Here is a 20,994-nt window from a genome sequence, read left to right as displayed (position 1 = left end):
TGTCCCAAAACCGCTGCGCACTTTTGGGCGACATGCATTAGGCTTCACATGACATCGTCGGGATGCCGCCCGGGCTTGTGCCTGTACGTCGGGAAGGTCCAGCCGAACCACAGGGCGCCACCGCGCACCGCAAAGGCCGCCACGACGCCGCAGGCAGACGCCAGATAGAGCTGCATTCCGAGCGCATTGGCGGCCGTGAACACGCCGGCGCCGATAAGGGCTGCGGTCACGTAGATTTCCGGCCTCAACAGCACCGAAGGCTCGTTTGCCATCAGATCGCGCAGGATGCCGCCGAAGGTCGCCGTCAGCGTGCCGGTGACGATCGCAATCGTCGGCGAGCCGGTGGCGGCGAGACCCTTGGCGGCGCCGATCACGCAATAGGCGGCAAGGCCGATCGCATCCAGCCAGATCAGCAGGCGATAGCGCGATTCCAGCAGATGGGCGGTGAAGAAAACAATGACGCCCACGATGCAGCAGACGAGGATATAGGCGGGGTTCAGCACCCAGAAGACCGGCACGCGGCCGAGCACGATATCGCGCACGGTGCCGCCGCCCGTTCCCGTCACCATGGCGAAAAACAAAAAACCGATCAGGTCCAGTTGCTTGCGCGAGGCGGCGAGCGCACCTGTCGCGGCAAACAGCGCAATGCCGGCATAATCGAGATAGACGAGCAAGGACATGCGGCCCCCGGAACCGGCGAACAATTTCCGGAAAGAAACACGGCGGCAAGGGCGGCGCAAGGCGGCGCGGCCATAAAGGTGAAGTCTTTGTTTGCTGCATGTCGTTGTCCCAAAACCGCTGCACACTTCGGGCGACATGCATTGGGAGCCTTTATCCGAAAGAGGAAAGCCGTGAAAACGCTGGTGCTCGCCGTTCTGAATATCGTCCTGCTGCTTGCCATGCCGGCTGTCGCCCTCAGTCAGCAATCGCTGATCTCCGATCCTGAAATCTACGAGAAGAAACATTTCCAGGAGCAGTGCAAGACGGCCGAGTTTGCCGACGGCTTCATCATCCGGCAGGACATCAACAATGACGGCCTGATCGACGCGGTGGTCAACGAGGGCCAGCTGACCTGCGACGGGCAGAAGGGGCCGCAATGCAACGACGACGGCTGCACCTATAATTTCTACCTGCAGGTTGCCGAGGGCGGTTATTTCATGATCGCGACAGCGCAGATATACGGCTACGATTTCGTCCAGCGCTTCGGCAACATGGTGCTGGCGATGAAGATGCATCCGCGCTTCTGCGACCGCACCGAAGGTGATCCCTGCATCGTGACGGCACGCGTCCGCGGCACGAAATTCGTCACCATCTCGAAGAAGTAACTCACCACGCATAACCCCGAAAGATTTTCGGGGTTATGCGTGGATTCAAAGTGATAGAGCGTCCTTTGCGCGTCCTGGCGGACACGCGGCGCTCTAACCTCTTGTTCTTACGCAATTCCGGACGGAAAAACCGCTTCGCACTTTTCCTGGAATTGCTTCATTGCGGATAAAGTTCCGAGGTGCGGCCGGCGAGATAATAGCCGACCAGGCCGTACCATTCGCGGATCGCGGTCGCCAAGTTCTGCGCATTGAGGTTCGGCTGGGTGAAATCAAACCCCAGCCTAACTTGGCCGTCGGTGCGATAATCGGTCGGCCAGGGCACGATATCGATGCCGAGCTTGCGGAAGATGCCGACGGACCGCGGCATGTGGAAACCCGAGGTGATCAGCAGGCAATTGGAAAGGCCCTGGCTTGCCAGGAATTCCTTGGTGTTGACGGCGTTTTCGAAGGTCGTGCGCGATTGCCTCTCTTCGATCAGGCGATCCCTGCCAACGCCGAAGAGCGGGAAGAAACGCTCGGATGCCGCCGCATCACCTTCGTAGATGCCCGAAATGGAGCCGTCGCCGCCCGATACCAGAATGCGCGACTGCGGAAATTTCTGCGCAAGCCGCAGGGCTTCGATGAAGCGATCGGCTCCAGCATTGAATTCTATGCCGTGGCGCGCCGTGTTCACCTCGTTTTCGAAACCGCCGCCGAGCACGATCATGCATTGCAGGCTATCGGGATCTGCGGCGGGCTTTGCGAACCGCTGCTCGAGACCCTGCATCAAGAGGTTGCCGGCCGTGGTGTAGAGCGTGACGAAGAGGATGATGGCTGAACCAGCTGCGCCGAGGATACCTAAGATACGCCAGCGCAGAAGGCCGGCAAGCAGGGCAAAGAAGACGAGGAAGAATGCCAGCGACAGCGGCTGAGCGAAAATCCAGACAAGCTTCGAAATGACGAACAAGACCTACTCCTCGAGGATTGGCGGCGATCCTTCCTATCCGATTCGACGGTAACAGGAATGCGACGGTTTTATTTCGCGCGCGTGATGGCCGATCCGCTCGGTGCGACCTTCTGATTGAAGCGGCGCTGAAGCGGCCGAGGGATGAGCATGGCGGCAAGCGCAAGCACCATGGCGAAGAGGGAGACCAGCCACAGCGCATGTGCGCCCGTTAGCCGTGTCAGGACGGCCCCGGCGATCGCGCCGAGCACCATGCCGCCCCAGGGCACGATCTGGATCGTCCATTCGACACGACGATCGCCGATGATCCAGCGGCCGATGCCGCGGCCGAAACGCGACAGGGCGCCGGTCACGTAGGTCAGCCCGATCGGCAGGCCTTCGATATGCTCGACGGCAGCGTTCACCATGCCCATGGAAAAAACGATCATGTAGAACCGAACGAACAGCATGTTCTGCACCGTCATCATCGAGGCGAGCGCCAGAACCAGCCCGACGCAGCCGAGCACCACAAAGATGCGGCGCTCGGAGACATGAGCGATGATGACGCCGGCCGCATTGCCGAGCACGAAAACGACGATGGCGGAGATCAGGACCGCGGCGTGATAAAGATTGCCTTCGCTCAAGGCCAGGGCGGCCCGCGTCGTGTTTCCCGTCATGAACGAGACGAAATCGCCGGTCAGCAAAAGACCGGTGGCATCGGTCATGCCGGCCAGAAATGAAATCGAGCCGACCAGGGCGAGCCCGGTCAGGGTTCGTCGGGTACGGATGATGCGGCGGCGTCTTGCTCTGGTCATTGGCTGAAGGTCCTGGAGCCGAATCGCTGAGGTTGCGGCAACAAAGATAATTCCTTTCATTGAGGAATTGGCAAAGGCGCTCGGAAGGGGATGGGGCGGGCTTGAACGGCAAGACATTTTCGGCCATAGAGACGGCGTTGCTTCAGATCGAAGCTCCGTAAGCGTTTACGTCAATCAACGCGCAACCCGCCGATCGGCGCTGCGCGATTGTCTGATCGGCACCTTACGGAGATCAAAATGCCCAAAGGCAAACTCCCCAAACGTTACAATACGATCGTCATGCCGCTCATCCTCTCACTGTTGATGACATCAGTCGTCTCGGCGATCAGCATCGTGAGAGCACAAGGCCTGACCGCGCCTGCACTTGCCATGTGGCCCTCCGCATGGGCGCTATCCTGGGCGATCGCCTTTCCCGTCCTGCTATTGATGCTGCCGGTGGTAAAGCGGGTGACGGCTGTTATCGTCGAGATGTGAGGTGCGAGGCACCGGCGGGCTGTCAGAGCGGCCCGCCGGAGTTGCTCTGCCCGAGCCCGACTTCAGATATTTCCCGAAACCAAAGGCCTGCTCTTCATCGGAAAAAGCGAGATGGGTCTTGAGAGACCAAGGTGCGTATTTCGAGGTATGCAAAACCTCCCGAGCGTTGTGTTTTGCCAGGCGCGATTTCAAGTCACTCGTCACGCCAACCTCGCCCTGACAAGCCAACCCCAGGCCTTAGATCGTATACTCCGGTTCAGACAGGGTCTGGTCCATCGTAATGCCCGGAAGGTTAAAGTGGCGTTTGCCTACCTGCCTCGCCGGAATGCCGGCGACCGATGTGTAGGCTGTAACGGCATTCACGACCACGCTGCCTGCACCCACCTTGGCGCCGACACCAATTTCGATGTTGCCGAGAATCTTGGCCCCTGCTCCGATAAGAGCGCCGCGCCGCACCTTGGGGTGCCGGTCGCCGGTCTCCTTGCCCGTCCCTCCCAATGTGACGTTCTGGAGTATCGATACGTCATCCTCAACGACCGCCGTTTCGCCGATGACCAAGCCGCTCCCATGATCGAGCATGATGCTCCTGCCCATCTTTGCTGCGGGATGAATGTCGACGCCGAAAACCTCGGAAATTCGGCTCTGGATGTGGCGCGCCAAATGGAGGCGGTCATGATGCCAAAGCCAGTGGGCGACGCGTTGTCCCTGCAGAGCCACAAAGCCCTTGAAATAAAGGAATGGCGTCAGGATTTCCGTGTTCGATGGATCACGCTCCTTGATCGCGGTCAGATCGGCGGCGGCATCGGCGACAATATTGCGATTGCCGATGAACGCCTGGGCAATCACCGCCAGCAGTTCGTCATGGTCGAGGTCGTGATTGGCCAGTTTGATCGCGACCCGCTGAGCGAGCGCCTGGGCGAAACTCGCATGATAAAGCACTGCTGAATTCATGGCGCGCGTGAGTGTTGCATCCTTGGCCGAAGCATTGACGGCCTCCGCGCAAAGAGCCTCCCATATCGCGGCAACCTGAGGCGAAGGGGATGGCTCCGTCGACAGATTGCTCAAGCTGACCAGTGGAACCGTCATGCTAGCTTCCTTCTGCAGGCGGACGTCGCGACGTCCGGCATGCAGACGTTAGGTTAACCTGGCCCGCGATAGATGGTCTAAAATTACGGGGATCTTTGCCGCCGCTCTAAATACCGTGTCCGGTGAGATAGAAAAATCCGAGTGTCCGGCGGACGTCATGAAGCTCCGCCAGCGCATGTTCTCGTTCCAGATGAGCGGATGCAAAACGCCCGAGATCGAGTATCGGAAGCGTCCTTGCTGCAGCAGTCACGGCATTATCCTTTTTGCTGAACTCAGGTCGAGCGTCGGTGGGAAGATGAGCACTATGCCTTGCCCTTGCGGACAACGTCGGCAATCGTCACCTCCTTCGGAATGAGCTTGAGTTTGAAAAAGGTGTCGGCGATGTTCTGCTGCTGTGCGACGACGGTGTCGTCCAGGCTCTTGATCCCATAGGACTGGCGCTCGAGCGCCTTGACGAGGACAGGTTCAGGGATGCCGACCGATGGTGATAGCTCCGCAGCCGCAGCCGCGGTGTCGGACTTGGTCCATTCATCGATCTCGGAAATGGCGTCGATCAAGACATCAATGGCCTCGGCGTGACCATCGACCAGCGTCTTGGTGCCGAGATAGAACTGATGATTGGGAACGATGCCTTCGCCGTTTCTGAGTTCTCGCGCTTCGACCGCGACTTCCGCAGCTGCCTGGAAGGGATCCCAGATGACCCACGCATCGACCGCGCCCTTTTCGAAGGCTGCGCGGCCGTCGGCCGGGGCGAGGAAGGATGATTCGACGTCTTCATAGGTCAAGCCGGCTTCTTCGAGCGCCTTGACGAGCAGGTAATGGACGTTCGAGCCCTTGTTGAAGGCGACCTTCTTGCCCTTCAGCTCCGCGACGGACTTTATGGGGCTGTCCTTCGGGACAAGTATGGCTTCGCCGCGCGGGGCGGGCGGCTCGTGTGCGATGTAGACGAGCGGAGCGTTTGCGGCCTGGGCGAAGATCGGCGGCGTTTCGCCAGTCGATCCGAAATCGACAGCGCCGGCGTTCAGGGCCTCGAGCAGCTGGGGACCGCCCGGAAACTCGGTCCATTCAACCGTATAGCCGATGGGTTCCAGTTTCTTCTCCAGCGTGCCTTTGCCCTTGAGAAGCACCAGCGTTCCATATTTCTGGTAGCCGATACGCACGATCTTGTCAGCGGCGCCGGCCAGCCGAACATGCGTCAAAGGTGTCGCGATGGCACCTGCCACCACTGCAGTAAAAGCTCGCCTTGTGATCTTCATCATACCCTCCGGAATAAGACGAGACCAAATTAAAGCGTCTCTATATTTTTCATAGAATATACGTGCTCCGGTGTCGGCTTCTTCGAGATTCGCTTTTTTGTTCTGTTCCGACCGTGAGCAAAAAGAACTGCGCCGGGAAATCGATAACGCCAAGGCTGTGTTCAGGGCGCGACGCGCACGATCAGCTTTCCGAAATTTTTCCCTTCCAGAAGGCCAAGGAAAGCCTCGGGAGCGTTTTCAAGTCCGTCAATGATATCTTCCTTGTACTTGAGCCGTCCTTCGGAGATCCACGCTCCGGCCTGATGGGAGAAGTCAGGACGCTGGTCGGCAAATTCGCGCTGTATGAAGCCTCGTATGGTGAGGCTTTTCCGCAGGATGGCACGCATCACAGCAGGAAGCTGATCACGTCCGCTCGAGACAGAGGATGTTTCGTTGTAATGCGCGATGAGCCCGCAGACCGGTATGCGTGCGAAGTCGTTCAGCAATGGAAACACCGCGCTCCAGACGTGGCCACCAACATTCTCGAAATAGACATCGATTCCGTTCGGACAAGCGGCTGCGAGTTGTGCCGGAAAATCGCTCGAACGATGGTCTATCGCGACATCGAAGCCGAGCTCCTGGCGTAAGTGGTCACATTTCTTGGACCCGCCTGCAATTCCGACAACACGCGCACCGTAAATCTTTGCCATCTGCCCAACTGCCGAGCCAACCGCGCCGCTCGCTGCAGCGACCACAAGTGTTTCGCCGGCTTTGGGTTTGCCGATATTGCGAAGTCCGGCATAGGCCGTGAAGCCGGGCATTCCCAGAATGCCGAGTGCTGTCGTGATCGGTGCGGTTTCCGGATCGAGCTTCTGCAAGCCCGTACCATCTGAAATCGCATAGCTCTGCCAGCCGGAATGCGAGAGCACGATATCCCCCGCCGTGAACGCCGTGTTGCGGCTGCGCGCGACCTGCGTAACCGTGCCCCCTTCCATCACACCGCCGATTTCGACCGGCTTGGCATAGGACTTGGCATCGTCCATGCGGCCCCGCATGTAGGGGTCAAGGGAAAGATAAAGCGTCTTGAGAAGAACCTCGCCCTCGGCGAGATCCCGAACCGTCTCCCGCTCGAGCCGGAAATTCGCAGCCACCGGCTTTCCGGATGGGCGCGATGCAAGGACGATGCGGGTGATAACGGGTTGACTAACCATGGGTGTTCTCCTCTTCGAATTTCTCCTTGGTGTATCAGGAATTTGCTTCAAGCAAACCGAGCGCTCGCCATCTGGGGCCTACCGGCGCACCCTTTGTCGTCGGCGTCCGCTCACAACCGGCATGCCTGGAAATCCCAGCGCGATGGCTGCAATTAACTCGGATGCCTATGTGACAAGCTCGAACCCCTGTGGCGACGCAGCCTCGATTTGCCGACCGTGCGCCTGATACTTGCGGGAGATACCAGCGTGACCAGGTAGTTGATGTCTGGGGATAGACGGGAATGTTTTCATGCTCTTCTGCACCTGCAATCGGATCGATCGTAGCGGAGATTTCCGCATGCAACGATTCCAGCGGCACGCCTGATCGGAAGCATGGATGAGAAAGGTGTGGGTCTGGAGGGACTGCAGACCAAGGCATATCCGCACGAACGCTGGATCTATGAGCTTGCCCGGGGCCATGTTGAAGCGGCTTTGCCGACCATTGGTGAGACCATGCGCTAGCAGGCGCCCGCCATTCTCTGACGGAGAAGCGACACGCGCCAAGGAACGACGTTCTACGCTAACGGGACAGGACCGCAGCCCGCTGAGCCCCATTTTCGATCAACCCTTTTTATCGAAGGCGCTGAAAAGCTGGGCTAGAAACGCGACATCAACCAATGTCGTAATGGTCGGAGGATTTTGGAAATTAAACCGTGATGTTCCCAGGGGGCCATAGCCGTTTCTCAAAACATCGGGGTTTTCCGAAATCCGGTCGATCAAATAAGCCGTGCAAGGGAAGCAAAGATCAAGTCTCGCAGAAGAATACCGGGATTCACCGTCTTTGAGTCCATATCGAAAAACGAAACCGCGGTGGGCCTTCTCCATTGCGAGGATACACGATGCCTCCGAAGCATCGATCATCAAGCCCTCCTCGATCGCCTTTGCAAGCAGCGTCCTGAGGCTATGGGAGCAAGATACCCGGTCGTATTGCGAGTTTGATAGAGTCTTCCTCAAAAAGTGTTTGAGAGCCAATTCCATTGAATGGCTTAAAAGATGGCAGATTGGATCGTTGAGCATAATCTCACTTGGGGCGTTTTCCCAAGCTAGCCTCGCGGTATGCCAATACTGCACAGCCAGAATCATTTTCCGCCACGAGGTCTTATCGGCCATGAACGCCATCCTGGTATGCTACGGAAGGCGAAGGTTGTCAGATCGAATACACGATTGCACCCCGTCCATGTCCGACGACCGCGCAACGCAACTCTTGAAGTCATCATACGCAGACGCCATCGCCTTAGCTTTTTTTACGTAGTCGTCATGATCTGAAACACACATGAAGCCATTGTAGTCGCAAGTGCTGGAACGGAAGCATGAGGCGCTTTCTTCGACGCATTTACCCAGGCTGGAGCAGACCTTAGCGCCATATTCCAAACATGCGGGTTCCCTTCCGATCGGACAAGAAAAGCTTTGCTGGGCCAGTCCATTCGATGAGGACCATGCCAAGACCAAGAATGCAGCCGATAAAAGTCGTCTCACAAGACGTCCCCCAATATTCCGCCTACCACTCTTAGAACGTTCGTCATCTGTGTTTCTGATGCCGCTCATTCCGGCGGAGCACCCACTCTTCGATGATATTCATTGCCCGTATTTTCATTCATCAGGGTGACAGCGCCCGTGAAAACCTCAGAAAGCGGATGCGCCTGACAATAAACGTCCATCCAATAAAAAACCTGCTCGCGCTTCAGCTCGGCACCCTTCGCGAACCAGAATTCGGTTCCAGAGCCGACAGACAGCCCATTTAATAAGCCTATCAAATAGGTCTCGTAGACGTTCGAAGTTCTAACCTTTCTCGCTTCCGCCCACTGAGCGCAGTTCAAGATCCCCTCTATACTGATGCCGGATCGAGACACGGCTGGGGATGATAGGCAAGCTAGCGCGCAAATCGCGATATATACGGGCTTCATTTGTCGTCCTCAACTCACTCTAGATCACCGAGCGGGGTGTGAACCGCAAATATCGATCACTGAATATTGCAGCCACCGCTGTCGCATCGCCGGGTGTAGCTGCGGCTCAGATCAGGCGATTGGTAGGTACAGGCCATGATATAACCATTGGACTTTTCGGTATTGGTCAGTGACCAGCCCCTTCCATCTTGCGCATCGCAGAGCACCAGATAATGCGGTGGCTTATCGTCGCAACTCGCGAGAAACAGTCCCACAACCAGAAGAAGCCACCCGATCCGCATTCACCAACCTCCAGGACGAGACATCGTGCTTCTATTTCCACATAGGCTGCCATCCGCGGCGCAGTCGTAATAGGAGTAGCAGTTCCCGGGATAGCGACGAGAAGGCGCGTAGCCGCCCCCACAGTTGTTGGCACACACCGCCACTGCTCTGTACCAACAAGAGCTATTGCAGCGAGCGCTGCGGCCGCCTGGCTTTATTGCTGGACCATCTGGTAGCACTCCTGCGGAGCGATCCCACGTCGGGCTACTTCGCCCAACAGGCCCTAGTAGAAGCCCGGATCTTGCGTCTCCACCAGAGCCCGGCACAACGCGGCTTTGCTGGCAGCCTCCGGCTTCTTGTAAAAGTCCGCTTGCGTTAATGGTGCAGCTCGCGAGCACGAGCGAAAATCGCCACGGCGCCGAAGCGCCGAGCCATAAGGTACATTCTCACAGATAACCCCTCAGGGGCCCGAGGGAAGCATCGCAGAATTATGCACCACGTCAAATTGTATATTAATGTATCATTAACGCAGCTTTAGGATGCGCCAGCGGAGTTATCGTCACCCGGCCGCCTATCGGTCAGCCGTTTTCCACTGATTGCGCCATAATTGGCCAGCCGACTGTGGATGTTAGGCGTTGTGAAACTCTGCGATTAGCGTTCATTGGGCCAGAGACAGCTTCGCGCTTAGGACTTCGGCCTCCAGTTCACACTTCGAGGCACCTATGATGTCGAACGCAAAGGCAAAGCATCAATTTGAAAATCCATCACTGGCAACCGACCAGGAGCGTGTGGCTGCAAATATTGCAAAGATGGGTGCGGCGGTAGGCGTCAAATCGGAAACCGCTTCCTCGCCCAATTTGGCCGGGACCGATGTCGACCCTAAGAAAGACATGTCCGATGACGAGTTCGCGGCAACAGAGTTCGAAGCATGGGTTCGCGAAGAAGACGAATGGACCCCGCCATCAAACGAAGAGTGGGTTGGTCTGATTAACCCGCATCTAGTGACGATACGTATCGCTTGGTATGTGCTTCACAAGACAAAGCCGGAGCTGATCGATGTCGTACGCAAACTGTTGACGGAAGATGACGGTGAGGGGAAGGATATGGTCACTTCAACCTTCGATCATCTTTCTTCCACTTCCGACATGCTCAAGGGCATGCTTTCGATCGTGGATACTGCGTTGGCAAGATTGATAGTTGCCGGAATGAACATCCCCCATGCCGAGGATCAATAACCCTCATTGAGCGGAGATGATGGTGAGCCGCCGACGCGCTGTCGCCATCAATTCTTCGGCTTCTCAAGGAGCGCAAAGTGCCGACCGCCGGAGAGGATTCAATTCGACAGGAGGCTGATTACAAAAGAGACGCAGATGACCAGCATCCCTATACCCAGAAGCAGCGCTACTGCGACGGCAGGGACTCTTCCTGCAATGGACATTCGAACAACGTCTCTTTTGAAATCATACCGTGGCTTGGAGATTAGATTGCTGGCCATATAAATCAACGCAGCAATTGCCAATGCCGGAAGTACGTAGGCGTTCGTTTTCAGGAAATTTGCGACCGACGAGACGGTCGGGTTTGGCGGAAGCGCCTTGTCGGCAAAACCGACCGTAAAATTCACGACAGTGAAGACTGTTGCGACCACCCAGAGCAGAAAGGATTTCCGATTGTCACTGTTCCTTTTCTGCTCATTGAGCTTGAGATCGATGTAGTCCTTCGTCGCCTTAATCGATTCCTTTGATGACGCGTCATCGAACTCGGGCAAGGCCAGCGTTGGTTGAATGAGGTCTTTGCGACGCTTGATTATGTTCTTGTACGACTGCAGGTACGCCAGTATCCCGAGCGCCCGAACATGTTCAGTCGGATTTTCTTTTCTCTTCACCGTGATGATGTGAAAATAGAGGCTGTACATAATCTCCAAGCTCCAACTGAGGTCGTCAGGCCTCTCCTGGCGCTGGGTTGTGATGATTGTATCCGCGTCGTTTCCGTGGTGTTGATGCTGGTGGGTTAGGTCGCGTACAAAGAAATACGTCTGGTCAGCAATGCCGTGGTCGAGGTCGAACCCAATGTCGACAGCGTGTTCCTCAGTATTTCTCTCCAGATGAGGGTTTCCCCACTTCAGGTGGGACAGCGTAATGACGCCGTCGCGATTCAGAACCACATCCATGTACAGGTCGCACCGGCTGAGAAGTGCTTGGCTGAGGGCGAGATATTGCTGTTTTAAGCCAAGATTTAACGCTCCAGGATCAAGCGCCCGCATGGATCTCACGGTGCTACGAAAAATGTCGCTAGCCTTGCTCTCCTTGAAGGTCTTGCAGTGAAATATAAACACTTTGCCGATGAGTTTCGAGTCTGGCGAAGTGCGAGCGCGACGAGAGCGTGCACACAAGATGAATTGAAATTTTCCACTATATCCTAGAAGGCGTCCTACGATCGGTTCGAACAGGACGTCACTCAGTTGTCGGGACTGCAGCGCTGACACATATAGATGCGAGCCGTCGGCAGAATTGACGTATTCGGGCTCAGCCGGGTACCTGGTCTCCCCGATAAGCTTAAACGATAGTCGGCCGTTTACCGTCGGCACCCAGCCCTTGTAAAACATGCCGGTTTAAAGGACCTGATCGACAACATCGTTGCGGAGCTTGCCGTTAGGCTCGATGCGGTTCTTGCGCGTATTGTAAACGATACCCGCACGAACGCGTCCGTCCGGACTACCGTTGTGGCGTACGGTAGCTTGGCCGGAGATGGCAGCTCGCAAGGAAGGATAACGCGCTCGCGACTTTTGATATTCGATCTTGTCGAGCTTCGCGAGGCTGAACGCGAAGCGAATCAGGGATAGACCGATGGCGCCCGACGCCACGGCGAGAATTAGGTTTATTACCATGATTTCCCCCGAATCGAATTTCGTTGAGTGTACTACAAGAAACGCTTGACTCAAGGCGCAACCGCTTGTGCGTCGATTCGTTCCACGATCTAGCGCTAGGCGCTCGCCCTATCATCTGGCCATCTCCTAGTCAATTTACAACATATGGCTGAATGAAGGGTTATCGAAGGTTGCCGGATCACGTCAACAGAAGAACCCCATGCGTAAGGTCGCATGGTTCCCTGTGCTTCCCGGAAGGACAAGCGAGTCTAAATCTCTAACCACTTGAGAACAGGGAAATTATTTGGTGGAGCTAAGCGGGATCGAACCGCTGACCTCTTGCATGCCATGCAAGCGCTCTCCCAGCTGAGCTATAGCCCCATCAAGGTGGTCCGGCTCAGGGCCGGTCCTGGGATGCTCCTCAAGGCGTGCCCTGCGGAGTGGCGGCTTATTACTTCCGGATTCCGGAGATAGCAAGCCTAAAAAAATGCGGCCCGGAGAATTTTTTCCTCGCCGGGCCGAAATGCGGTCTCAGACTTCGTCTTCGTCGCCGGTGACGCCGATGATATCGCTCATGTCGTCATCATCGTCATCTTCGTCGGGTGTGAGGAAGGTATCGTCGTCGTCATCGCCTTCGATTTCGACATCGTCATCGCCGATATCGGGGATGTCGTCGCCGCCGGCGGCGTCATCGGCATCCTCAAGCGAAACCAGTTCGACTTCGGTGTTTTCAGTATCGACTTCCGCGACCTCGTCTTCCTCGGCAACTTCGGCGATCGCCGAGGTTTCTTCGAAGAAGGACAGAGGGTAGGACTTGCCGGTATAAGGAGAGACGATCGGATCCCGGTTCAGATCATAAAACTTCTTGCCGGTTTCCGGATCGGTACGCTTGGTTCCAAGTTCCGCTTTCGCCACTATAAGCCTCGTGTGAATAGCCGAATATGAGATTCGGCAGATGCCGTTCAAGCCGGCGTTCCATCGGAATTTATAAGCCGGTCCCCTTAATCGCTGTGGCTTCCCGTGTCAAAGCCAAACTTTGCGATCGAAGCCCGGGGTTTTTGGCAAGCCGACGGATGACCGCCCGGCGCGTTTATGTTAACGAGCCGCAACAGCTGCAGAAGCGGACGGGAATTGCGACCGGCCAAGCCTGTCTTGCGGCAAAAATAGACAGCGTTTGCAAAGGATTATGCATGCTGCACGGCTCTGCGCCCCGGCCCGCCACCGCCCGCAAATCCGCCGGTCTTACGGGCAGCGTCCGTATTCCGGGCGACAAATCAATCTCGCATCGTTCCTTCATGTTTGGCGGGCTTGCTTCCGGCGAAACCCGGATCACCGGTCTGCTCGAAGGCGAGGACGTGATCAATACCGGCCGGGCGATGCAGGCAATGGGCGCCAGGATTCGCAAGGAGGGCGCGCAGTGGGTGATCGACGGCACCGGCAACGGTGCGCTGCTTGCGCCTGACGCTCCGCTCGACTTCGGCAATGCCGGCACCGGCGTGCGGCTGACCATGGGCCTCGTCGGCACCTATGACTTTCGCTCCACCTTCATCGGCGACGCCTCGCTTTCGAAACGGCCGATGGGACGCGTGCTCAATCCGCTGCGCGAAATGGGCGTGCAGGTCAGCACCTCCGAAGGCGACAGGCTGCCGGTGACGCTCAGAGGCCCGGGAACGCCGAGCCCGATCCGCTATCGGGTGCCGATGGCATCCGCTCAGGTGAAATCGGCCGTGCTGCTTGCCGGCCTCAATACGCCGGGTGTCACCACCGTCATCGAGCCGGTGATGACGCGCGACCATACCGAAAAGATGCTGCAGGGTTTTGGCGCTGCCCTTTCCGTCGAGACCGATAGCGAGGGTGTGCGCACAATCCGGCTCGAAGGGCGTGGCAGGCTGACGGGCCAGGTGATCGACATTCCCGGCGATCCCTCCTCCACCGCCTTCCCGCTGGTTGCGGCGCTGCTCGTCCCCGGCTCCGACATCACCATCGTCAACGTGCTGATGAACCCGACCCGCACCGGGCTGATCCTGACGCTGCAGGAGATGGGGGCCGATATCGAGGTGGTGAATGCACGTCTTGCCGGCGGCGAAGACGTGGCGGATCTGCGCGTGCGCCATTCCGAGCTCAGAGGCGTGACCGTCCCCGAAGACCGCGCGCCGTCGATGATCGATGAATATCCTATTCTCGCCGTCGCCGCCTGTTTCGCCGAGGGGGCGACCGTCATGAAGGGGCTGGAGGAACTGCGCGTCAAGGAGTCCGACCGCCTTTCCGCCGTCGCCGATGGCCTGAAACTCAATGGCGTCGACTGCGACGAAGGCGAGGATTTTCTCATCGTGCGCGGCCGGCCAGACGGCAAGGGCCTCGGCAACGCTGCCGACGGCAGGGTCAGCACACATCTCGACCATCGCATCGCCATGAGCTTCCTTGTCATGGGGCTTGCCTCGGAGCATCCTGTCACGATCGACGACGCGGCGATGATCGCGACCAGCTTTCCCGAATTCATGCAGCTGATGACCGGCCTTGGCGCAAAGATCGAGGAGGTGCCGGAATGATGTGCCAGCCACCATTCCGCGAAGCCAAACTCATTTGCCGTTTCGGCGCGCTGCCGCAGGATTGATCACATGACGAACGAGACCTTCACCATCGCCATCGATGGCCCGGCGGCAGCGGGCAAGGGCACGCTCTCGCGCCTCATCGCAGAGCGCTACGGATATCACCATCTTGATACCGGCCTGACCTATCGCGCCACGGCCAAGGCGCTGCTCGATGCCGGCCTGCCGCTCGACGACGAGGCGGTGGCAGAAAAGATCGCAAGAGAGGTTGAACTCGCTGGATTGGATCGCGATATACTTTCCAAACATGAGATCGGCGAAGCTGCCTCGAAGATTGCCGTCATGCCGGCGGTGCGCCGGGCTCTGGTCGAAGCGCAACGGCGGTTTTCGGTGAAAGCGCCGGGAACCGTACTCGACGGGCGCGATATCGGCACGGTCGTCTGCCCGGATGCGCCGGTGAAGCTCTATGTAACGGCGTCGCCGGAGGTCCGCGCAAGACGCCGTTATGACGAGATCCTCGGCAAAGGCCTGACGGCGGATTTCGATGCGATTTTCGAGGACGTCAAGCGGCGCGACGAACGCGACATGGGACGGGCCGACAGCCCTTTGAAACCAGCTGATGATGCGCACTTGCTTGATACGTCGGAAATGAGTATAGAGGCCGCGTTTCAAGCTGCTCAATCGATCATCGATGCGGTCTTGAGCCGAAATGCCTAAATTCAAGCGATTTTGCGTGCTCTGAGCATGGATCGCTTCTAATACAGCAAGCCTGAAATTCCGTCCAAGCGCCGGATTGCCTTCGTCAGAGAGGGCGGACTGGGTTCAGGCCCGTTCAACGCAAACCAACCGGCGCATACGTGTCCGCTTCCGTTTCAGGACACGCAGGAGATTTTATGTCAGTAGCTACCCCCTCCCGCGAGGATTTCGCGGCTCTTCTCGAAGAGTCCTTTGCCAAGAACGACCTGGCCGAAGGCTATGTCACCAAAGGCATCGTCACGGGCATCGAGAAGGACGTCGCCGTTGTCGACGTCGGCCTGAAGGTTGAAGGCCGCATCGCGCTCAAGGAATTCGGCGCGCGCGCCAAGGACGGCCTGTTGAAGGTCGGCGACGAAGTCGAAGTTTATGTCGAGCGCATCGAAAACGCGCTTGGCGAAGCCGTTCTGTCGCGCGAGAAGGCTCGCCGCGAAGAAAGCTGGGTCAAGCTCGAAGCTAAGTTCGAAGCTGGCGAGCGCGTCGAAGGCGTGATCTTCAACCAGGTCAAGGGCGGCTTCACGGTCGACCTCGACGGTGCGATCGCCTTCCTGCCGCGTTCTCAGGTCGACATTCGTCCGATCCGCGACGTGACCCCGCTGATGCATAACCCGCAGCCCTTCGAAATCCTCAAGATGGACAAGCGCCGCGGCAACATCGTGGTTTCGCGCCGTACGGTTCTGGAAGAATCCCGTGCCGAGCAGCGTTCTGAAATTGTTCAGAACCTCGAAGAAGGCCAGGTTGTTGACGGCGTCGTCAAGAACATCACCGATTACGGTGCGTTCGTTGACCTCGGCGGCATCGACGGCCTGCTGCACGTCACCGACATGGCATGGCGCCGTGTGAACCATCCGTCGGAAATCCTGAACATCGGCCAGCAGGTCAAGGTTCAGATCATCCGCATCAACCAGGAAACCCACCGTATCTCGCTCGGCATGAAGCAGCTCGAGAGCGATCCGTGGGATGGCATCCAGGCCAAGTATCCGGAAGGCAAGAAGATTTCCGGTACCGTCACGAATATCACCGACTACGGTGCATTCGTCGAGCTGGAGCCGGGCATCGAAGGCCTGATCCACATCTCGGAAATGTCCTGGACCAAGAAGAACGTTCACCCCGGCAAGATCCTGTCCACGAGCCAGGAAGTCGAAGTCGTCGTTCTCGAAGTCGATCCGTCCAAGCGTCGTATTTCGCTCGGCCTCAAGCAGACGCTGGAAAACCCGTGGGCAGCATTCGCCCGCAGCCATCCGGCCGGCACTGAAGTCGAAGGCGAAGTCAAGAACAAGACCGAATTCGGCCTGTTCATCGGCCTCGACGGCGATGTCGACGGCATGGTGCACCTCTCCGACCTCGACTGGAACCGTCCGGGCGAACAGGTCATCGAGGAGTTCAACAAGGGTGACGTCGTCAAGGCCGTCGTTCTCGACGTCGATGTCGAGAAGGAACGCATCTCGCTCGGCATCAAGCAGCTCGGCAAGGATGCAGTCGGCGACGCCGCTGCTTCTGGCGACCTGCGCAAGAATGCAGTCGTTTCCTGCGAAGTCATCGCGGTCAACGACGGTGGCGTCGAAGTGAAGCTCGTCAACCACGAAGACATCACTTCCTTCATCCGTCGTGCCGACCTCGCCCGCGACCGCGACGAGCAGCGCCCTGAGCGCTTCTCGGTCGGCCAGGTGTTCGACGCCCGCGTTACCAACTTCTCCAAGAAGGACCGCAAGATCATGCTGTCCATCAAGGCTCTGGAGATTGCGGAAGAGAAGGAAGCCGTTGCCCAGTTCGGTTCGTCCGACAGCGGCGCTTCGCTCGGCGACATTCTGGGCGCAGCCCTGAAGAACCGCGGCGGCGAATAAGCCTCGCATCCGCCTTTGAATTGAAGAACCCGCCGGAGCGATCCGGCGGGTTCTTCATTTTCAGGCGATGGAAAAGTGCTAGAGCGGTTCAGCTTTTACGGAGCGCCGAACCGCTCTATCCTTTGTTTTTACGCAATTCCCGGCAAAACCGCTTGGCGCTTTGCTTAGGAAACCCGCTTCACACTTTTCCTGGAATTGCTCTATTCCCAGCCGACCATGCGCTGATAGAGCGCGTAGACCGGGTCATCGTCCGGGCGGCCTGGCTGATAAGCCGACGGTTCGGTATCGATCATCCTTGGCGTCCTCCGCTTGGGTGCGGCGTCGGTTTCTTCGGCGTCGGGCTCGGCATCCTCGCCGCCGGACTGCGCCTGCTGCTGATCCTCTGACGTATCGTCGCGGTGATGCTGATGCTGGTGATGCGTTTCGCCTGCCTTGTCGTTCGACGGCGTGTCCTTGGCGAACTGGTAAGGCAGCTGGGTATAGGCAAATCCCTCCGGCATCCTTGCCGCCAACGGCACATAGGAAGGCGCGGCCGTCTCGGGAACCGGCATCATCTGCGGTTGCGCGGAGATTTCTTTCGGCTGACGGACGGCCGCAGCCACGGTCTCAATATCCATCTGCGACGGACGGAGCGCCGCGGACTGGCGAGGATCGGGTGCTGTGAATTCGGCTGGCTGCCTGGTCAAGGTCTCGGTCGCATCGCTGATGACAGCGTCATCGAGGATCGCATCGATCTCCACGGCCGCCTCGACGGGAACATCCTCTAGCACGGTTTCGATGTCCTGCTCGCGGATGATGGTGGCGATCATCTCGGAGACTTCTTCGGTCATGGAGGCAACAATTCCTGCCCAGTTCCTGGGAATGACAGGATCGACCTTTTCCGACATCGCACCGGTTTCGATGGCAGGCGGCTCCGGCGTTGCCTGCGTATCATCGGCTGCTGCGGCTTCCGTCGACGAGGGTTGCCGGGTTTCAATCTCCTGCGACGCAGATTTTTCCGGGGCGACCTCCCTTGTGGTCGCCGGGGCGGACTGAGCCTGGTTTTCAGCCTTCGGCGCTTCCGGATCGGCAGCTTCCACGGCTTCGGCGATGACCGCTTCCTCGATGGTCGCCGGAGCTGCGGCCTCGACCATTGAATCGGCTGACGCCGTGTCTGCCGGCTGACGCATGGCGGCAGGCAGCCTGTCCTCATGCAGTCTTATCTCGGGCAGCCGGATCTCGGGGCGAGCTTCGGCGCGCATCGGCGATGCATCGTTCTGGCCATAGGAGCGGACGACCGCGCGGGCGGCGAGATCGCGATCCTTATAGCGGACGATTTCCAGATAGGCGACGATGCGAGCGGCTTCAGGGCCTGTCGGGTTCTTCAGGGCCTCGGCGATCGTCCGGAGCGGCACGCTATGCCCATTCTCGGCGAGCTGGCGCTCGACCTCGTCGATCCTTGCGGTTGGCAGCCGCCGGATGGCATCGGCGAGCCGAGAGGCGAAGGCAAGATTGCTCTCGTCCTCGCCACGATCCAGCGAGATCGAGCGACCTGCCGCATCGATGACATCGAAAAGGGCTTCGACCATGCGCTCGCGCGCCGCAAGGAGCAGAATATTGAGCTTGCCGGCAATGGCGGAATTGAGGTCTGAGGCTTCGACGGCGTTGACAGGCGCAGGGGCAATCACCGAGTGGCCGAGACCACCGGCGACGATCGCCGCTGTCTGACCCTGGGACGAAAAGCTTGCATTGGACGCTGCACGAACGGGAGTCAACATGGCATGCTCCTTTCGTAAAGTGACGATGAAAGCAGGCTCTAGAAAAGGACCGCGCTCATCCGGTCCCCTTGCATCCCAGCAGATCCTCCTGTCCGCATGACGCAGTTCCGGCGTCATCGAATGCATAAAAATTAACAGGAATGTTAATAAACAGGCGTTAATGAATCGCTAACGGCCGCGGACAAGTCTGCCGCCTGGTTACTAGCAAACGCAGAATGAAGGCAATTCGCTCAGCTGTGGGCGAAGATATCGGCCTCTTCCCAGCCGAGCAGGTCGAGCTTGGCGCGGGTCGGCAGGAATTCGAAACAGGCCGTCGCATGATCGTAGCGGCCGTCGCGGATCAGCCGTTCCGTCAGCTTATCGCGCAACGCATGCAGATAAAGCACGTCGGAGGCGGCATATTCGAGCTGGGCCGGAGACAGCCTCTCGGCCGCCCAATCGGAAGATTGCTGCGCCTTGGAGACGTCGACGTCGAGCATCTCCTTGAGATTGTCCTTGAGGCCGTGGCGATCCGTATAGGTCCGGATCAGGCGCGAGGCGATCTTGGTGCAGAAAACCGGGGTCGCGGTGACGCCGAAGGTATGGAAGAGCACGGCAATATCGAAGCGGCCGTAATGAAAGATCTTCTGATGGGTGGGGTCTTCGAGCAGGGCGACGAGATTGGGTGCTTCTTTTTGACCGGCGGCGATGCGGATGATATCGGCGGTGCCGTCACCCGGCGAAAGCTGGACGACGCAGAGCCGATCGCGGCGCGGCACCAGGCCGAGCGTTTCGGTGTCGATCGCAATCGCGCCGGTGTAGCGGGCGGCATCGGCCGCGGAAATATCGCCTTCGTGATAACGTATGGTCGCTGCCATGAGACTGTCTTTCGTTCGATGCATCCCCTACAGCGCCGCACGTCTTTTCGAGAGTCGCAAAGGACGTTGTAGCACTTTGATGGCTGCATAATTTTATCCTTAAATCGATTCCGATTTAAGGAATTATGCAGCAGCGCTATAGCGCAAAGGCGCAGAGTGCGAAACCGCTTTCCTGCTGCTGGAGCGCCTTGCGTCCTTAGCCGTTCAGAATGTCGGCGGCGTGTTGATCCAGAGAAGCACGGTTTCACCATCGTGGCGGTTGCGCCAGGAATGGTCGCGGCGGCTTTCGAAATAGAGTGAATCGCCGGGGCCGAGATCGAAGAACTGATCGCCGTCGAGCACCAGTTCGAGCCGGCCGGACAGAACATGCATGAATTCCTCGCCCTCGTGGCGATAGGCGCCCTCGCTGGCAGTACCCGGCGCCAGCACGAAACGATGGCAGTCCATCATCCGGCGGCCTTCGGCGAGAAGCTGCACCGCGACACCCGGCGTCGTTTCCGGCCACCTGCGCCATTCGCCGGCGCGCACCAGCGCCGGCACCTCCCCGCTTTCCTCACCCGAGAGGCGGGAGACGGTGGTGCCGTAATAGTCTGCCAGATCGTGCAGCGTCTTGAAGCTGACGCCCTGCGAGGTGCGCTCCAGCGTCGAGAGTGTCGACGAGGTGACGCCGATGTCGCCGGCCACCTGATCGAGTGTCTTGCCGCTCGCATGGCGCAGGCTGCGCAGCTTGCGGCCAAGGCCGGCATCCTGGCTTGCCTCGGCGCCGTCGGCGGAAGGCTCCTCGCTCTCCAGCGCCTCGCGAATTGCCGCGGGATTAAGGCCCCGCTCGACACGATACCAGGAAATGCGCTTCAGCCGCGCCACATCGTCGGCGCTGTATTGCCGATGGCCGGTTTCCGAACGGCCGGGAACCACCAGGCCCTGGCTTTCCCAGAGGCGCAGCGTCGAGGCCGAAACGCCCGCCAGCCGCGCGGCTTCCGCCACCTTGTAGCGCACAGGCCCGTTATCGTTCATCCGAAACTATCCCCGATTCTAATCGCCCCAGAACCTCCATCAAAAAGCGTGATGTTTGAAGCAAAAAATGCCGCTTGTTTTCTTG

22 protein-coding genes and 1 tRNA gene are annotated in these 20,994 nt (G+C 58.4%); 6 read left to right on the top strand and 17 right to left on the bottom strand.

Annotation, left to right across the window (positions count from 1 at the left end; genetic code table 11):
- Nucleotides 1-44: 44 nt before the first annotated feature.
- Nucleotides 45-680 carry a trimeric intracellular cation channel family protein gene (locus HX898_RS07880; protein WP_129422258.1) on the bottom strand — a complete coding sequence of 212 codons (636 nt, stop codon included), beginning with the start codon at nucleotides 678-680 and terminating at the stop codon, nucleotides 45-47.
- Nucleotides 681-851: 171 nt separating this feature from the next.
- Here HX898_RS07880 and HX898_RS07875 point away from each other — a divergent pair, with 171 nt between their 5' ends.
- Nucleotides 852-1,325 (top strand): hypothetical protein, encoded by a 474-nt coding sequence (locus HX898_RS07875; protein WP_003544300.1) that lies wholly within the window; start codon nucleotides 852-854, stop codon nucleotides 1,323-1,325.
- 157 nt (nucleotides 1,326-1,482) lie between these two features.
- Here the strand turns inward: HX898_RS07875 and HX898_RS07870 are convergent, their stop codons facing one another.
- On the bottom strand, nucleotides 1,483-2,271 hold the full coding sequence (locus HX898_RS07870; RefSeq protein ID WP_138332076.1) for a YdcF family protein: 789 nt from the start codon (nucleotides 2,269-2,271) through the stop codon (nucleotides 1,483-1,485).
- A 68-nt stretch (nucleotides 2,272-2,339) separates the two neighbouring features.
- Nucleotides 2,340-3,062, bottom strand: coding sequence for a YoaK family protein (locus HX898_RS07865; RefSeq protein WP_138332075.1), 723 nt, complete (start codon nucleotides 3,060-3,062; stop codon nucleotides 2,340-2,342).
- Between the two features lie 237 nt (nucleotides 3,063-3,299).
- Here HX898_RS07865 and HX898_RS07860 point away from each other — a divergent pair, with 237 nt between their 5' ends.
- The gene (locus HX898_RS07860) at nucleotides 3,300-3,536 is read left to right on the top strand and encodes a DUF2798 domain-containing protein (RefSeq protein WP_012759639.1); all 237 of its coding nucleotides are present in this window, start codon (nucleotides 3,300-3,302) and stop codon (nucleotides 3,534-3,536) included.
- Here HX898_RS07860 and HX898_RS33150 read toward each other — a convergent pair.
- The 7 genes from HX898_RS33150 to HX898_RS07830 all read right to left on the bottom strand — a co-directional run bounded on the left by HX898_RS33150 (nucleotide 3,483) and on the right by HX898_RS07830 (nucleotide 8,924).
- Complete coding sequence (locus tag HX898_RS33150) at nucleotides 3,483-3,770, bottom strand: GIY-YIG nuclease family protein (protein WP_246697908.1); 288 nt, start codon at nucleotides 3,768-3,770, stop codon at nucleotides 3,483-3,485. The two genes, HX898_RS07860 and HX898_RS33150, sit on opposite strands and share 54 nt — an antisense overlap.
- 3 nt (nucleotides 3,771-3,773) lie before the next feature.
- Nucleotides 3,774-4,622 carry a serine O-acetyltransferase gene (gene cysE / locus HX898_RS07855; protein ID WP_138332074.1) on the bottom strand — a complete coding sequence of 283 codons (849 nt, stop codon included), beginning with the start codon at nucleotides 4,620-4,622 and terminating at the stop codon, nucleotides 3,774-3,776.
- Nucleotides 4,623-4,728: 106 nt separating this feature from the next.
- Nucleotides 4,729-4,872, bottom strand: coding sequence for a 2-oxoglutarate and iron-dependent oxygenase domain-containing protein (locus HX898_RS07850; protein WP_246799810.1), 144 nt, complete (start codon nucleotides 4,870-4,872; stop codon nucleotides 4,729-4,731).
- A 52-nt stretch (nucleotides 4,873-4,924) separates the two neighbouring features.
- Nucleotides 4,925-5,878, bottom strand: a complete 954-nt coding sequence (locus HX898_RS07845) for a sulfonate ABC transporter substrate-binding protein (protein WP_138332073.1) — start codon at nucleotides 5,876-5,878, stop codon at nucleotides 4,925-4,927.
- 161 nt (nucleotides 5,879-6,039) lie between these two features.
- Nucleotides 6,040-7,068 carry an NADP-dependent oxidoreductase gene (locus HX898_RS07840; protein WP_180194764.1) on the bottom strand — a complete coding sequence of 343 codons (1,029 nt, stop codon included), beginning with the start codon at nucleotides 7,066-7,068 and terminating at the stop codon, nucleotides 6,040-6,042.
- A gap of 600 nt (nucleotides 7,069-7,668) precedes the next feature.
- Complete coding sequence (locus tag HX898_RS07835) at nucleotides 7,669-8,217, bottom strand: hypothetical protein (protein ID WP_180194389.1); 549 nt, start codon at nucleotides 8,215-8,217, stop codon at nucleotides 7,669-7,671.
- A 431-nt stretch (nucleotides 8,218-8,648) separates the two neighbouring features.
- Nucleotides 8,649-8,924 (bottom strand): hypothetical protein, encoded by a 276-nt coding sequence (locus HX898_RS07830; protein WP_180194388.1) that lies wholly within the window; start codon nucleotides 8,922-8,924, stop codon nucleotides 8,649-8,651.
- A 1,070-nt stretch (nucleotides 8,925-9,994) separates the two neighbouring features.
- On the opposite strand from HX898_RS07830, the gene HX898_RS07825 reads away from it, so the two are divergent.
- Nucleotides 9,995-10,507, top strand: a complete 513-nt coding sequence (locus HX898_RS07825; protein WP_180194387.1) for a hypothetical protein — start codon at nucleotides 9,995-9,997, stop codon at nucleotides 10,505-10,507.
- 98 nt (nucleotides 10,508-10,605) lie between these two features.
- On the opposite strand, the gene HX898_RS07820 is transcribed toward HX898_RS07825, so the two are convergent.
- The 4 genes from HX898_RS07820 to HX898_RS07805 all read right to left on the bottom strand — a co-directional run bounded on the left by HX898_RS07820 (nucleotide 10,606) and on the right by HX898_RS07805 (nucleotide 13,050).
- A complete protein-coding gene (locus tag HX898_RS07820) occupies nucleotides 10,606-11,532 on the bottom strand; it encodes a hypothetical protein (RefSeq protein WP_180194386.1) in 927 nt (308 codons plus the stop codon).
- Nucleotides 11,533-11,880: 348 nt separating this feature from the next.
- Nucleotides 11,881-12,156, bottom strand: a complete 276-nt coding sequence (locus tag HX898_RS07815) for a hypothetical protein (RefSeq protein WP_180194385.1) — start codon at nucleotides 12,154-12,156, stop codon at nucleotides 11,881-11,883.
- A 284-nt stretch (nucleotides 12,157-12,440) separates the two neighbouring features.
- Nucleotides 12,441-12,516 (bottom strand) — tRNA-Ala (locus tag HX898_RS07810).
- A 150-nt stretch (nucleotides 12,517-12,666) separates the two neighbouring features.
- Complete coding sequence (locus HX898_RS07805) at nucleotides 12,667-13,050, bottom strand: TIGR02300 family protein (protein ID WP_017966434.1); 384 nt, start codon at nucleotides 13,048-13,050, stop codon at nucleotides 12,667-12,669.
- A gap of 275 nt (nucleotides 13,051-13,325) precedes the next feature.
- Here HX898_RS07805 and aroA point away from each other — a divergent pair, with 275 nt between their 5' ends.
- The 3 genes from aroA (at nucleotide 13,326) to rpsA (ending at nucleotide 17,281) form a co-directional block, all read left to right on the top strand.
- Nucleotides 13,326-14,684, top strand: a complete 1,359-nt coding sequence (gene aroA, locus HX898_RS07800) for a 3-phosphoshikimate 1-carboxyvinyltransferase (protein ID WP_180194384.1) — start codon at nucleotides 13,326-13,328, stop codon at nucleotides 14,682-14,684.
- Nucleotides 14,685-14,753: 69 nt separating this feature from the next.
- On the top strand, nucleotides 14,754-15,401 hold the full coding sequence (gene cmk, locus HX898_RS07795) for a (d)CMP kinase (protein ID WP_180194383.1): 648 nt from the start codon (nucleotides 14,754-14,756) through the stop codon (nucleotides 15,399-15,401).
- A 176-nt stretch (nucleotides 15,402-15,577) separates the two neighbouring features.
- Complete coding sequence (rpsA, locus tag HX898_RS07790; RefSeq protein ID WP_003544285.1) at nucleotides 15,578-17,281, top strand: 30S ribosomal protein S1; 1,704 nt, start codon at nucleotides 15,578-15,580, stop codon at nucleotides 17,279-17,281.
- Between the two features lie 200 nt (nucleotides 17,282-17,481).
- On the opposite strand, the gene HX898_RS07785 is transcribed toward rpsA, so the two are convergent.
- From HX898_RS07785 to HX898_RS07775, 3 genes are all read right to left on the bottom strand, one after another.
- Nucleotides 17,482-19,038 (bottom strand): hypothetical protein, encoded by a 1,557-nt coding sequence (locus HX898_RS07785; RefSeq protein WP_180194382.1) that lies wholly within the window; start codon nucleotides 19,036-19,038, stop codon nucleotides 17,482-17,484.
- A gap of 230 nt (nucleotides 19,039-19,268) precedes the next feature.
- Nucleotides 19,269-19,895: a ribonuclease D gene (locus tag HX898_RS07780; RefSeq protein WP_138388528.1), complete on the bottom strand. Its 627-nt coding sequence runs from the start codon at nucleotides 19,893-19,895 to the stop codon at nucleotides 19,269-19,271.
- A gap of 204 nt (nucleotides 19,896-20,099) precedes the next feature.
- The gene (locus HX898_RS07775) at nucleotides 20,100-20,909 is read right to left on the bottom strand and encodes a MerR family transcriptional regulator (RefSeq protein WP_138332065.1); all 810 of its coding nucleotides are present in this window, start codon (nucleotides 20,907-20,909) and stop codon (nucleotides 20,100-20,102) included.
- Nucleotides 20,910-20,994 lie beyond the last annotated feature (85 nt).

This window comes from Rhizobium sp. WYCCWR 11128, from assembly GCF_013416305.1.
GTDB lineage: Bacteria > Pseudomonadota > Alphaproteobacteria > Rhizobiales > Rhizobiaceae > Rhizobium > Rhizobium indicum.
Note: the sequence above shows the minus strand (reverse complement) of the source record. Positions and strands in the feature narration are given on the sequence as shown.

Bases quoted from the DNA above. Each gene is read 5' to 3' on its own strand.
- HX898_RS07845 (WP_138332073.1), bottom strand. From the start codon at position 5,878: ATGAAGATCACAAGGCGAGCTTTTACTGCAGTGGTGGCAGGTGCCATC.
- HX898_RS07775 (WP_138332065.1), bottom strand. From the start codon at position 20,909: ATGAACGATAACGGGCCTGTGCGCTACAAGGTGGCGGAAGCCGCGCGG.
- cmk (WP_180194383.1), top strand. From the start codon at position 14,754: ATGACGAACGAGACCTTCACCATCGCCATCGATGGCCCGGCGGCAGCG.
- HX898_RS07840 (WP_180194764.1), bottom strand. From the start codon at position 7,068: ATGGTTAGTCAACCCGTTATCACCCGCATCGTCCTTGCATCGCGCCCA.
- HX898_RS07820 (WP_180194386.1), bottom strand. From the start codon at position 11,532: ATGCGGGCGCTTGATCCTGGAGCGTTAAATCTTGGCTTAAAACAGCAA.
- HX898_RS07835 (WP_180194389.1), bottom strand. From the start codon at position 8,217: ATGGCCGATAAGACCTCGTGGCGGAAAATGATTCTGGCTGTGCAGTAT.
- HX898_RS07780 (WP_138388528.1), bottom strand. From the start codon at position 19,895: ATGGCAGCGACCATACGTTATCACGAAGGCGATATTTCCGCGGCCGAT.
- rpsA (WP_003544285.1), top strand. From the start codon at position 15,578: ATGTCAGTAGCTACCCCCTCCCGCGAGGATTTCGCGGCTCTTCTCGAA.
- HX898_RS07860 (WP_012759639.1), top strand. From the start codon at position 3,300: ATGCCCAAAGGCAAACTCCCCAAACGTTACAATACGATCGTCATGCCG.
- HX898_RS07880 (WP_129422258.1), bottom strand. From the start codon at position 680: ATGTCCTTGCTCGTCTATCTCGATTATGCCGGCATTGCGCTGTTTGCC.
- HX898_RS07785 (WP_180194382.1), bottom strand. From the start codon at position 19,038: ATGTTGACTCCCGTTCGTGCAGCGTCCAATGCAAGCTTTTCGTCCCAG.
- HX898_RS07865 (WP_138332075.1), bottom strand. From the start codon at position 3,062: ATGACCAGAGCAAGACGCCGCCGCATCATCCGTACCCGACGAACCCTG.
- cysE (WP_138332074.1), bottom strand. From the start codon at position 4,622: ATGACGGTTCCACTGGTCAGCTTGAGCAATCTGTCGACGGAGCCATCC.
- aroA (WP_180194384.1), top strand. From the start codon at position 13,326: ATGCTGCACGGCTCTGCGCCCCGGCCCGCCACCGCCCGCAAATCCGCC.
- HX898_RS07815 (WP_180194385.1), bottom strand. From the start codon at position 12,156: ATGGTAATAAACCTAATTCTCGCCGTGGCGTCGGGCGCCATCGGTCTA.
- HX898_RS07825 (WP_180194387.1), top strand. From the start codon at position 9,995: ATGATGTCGAACGCAAAGGCAAAGCATCAATTTGAAAATCCATCACTG.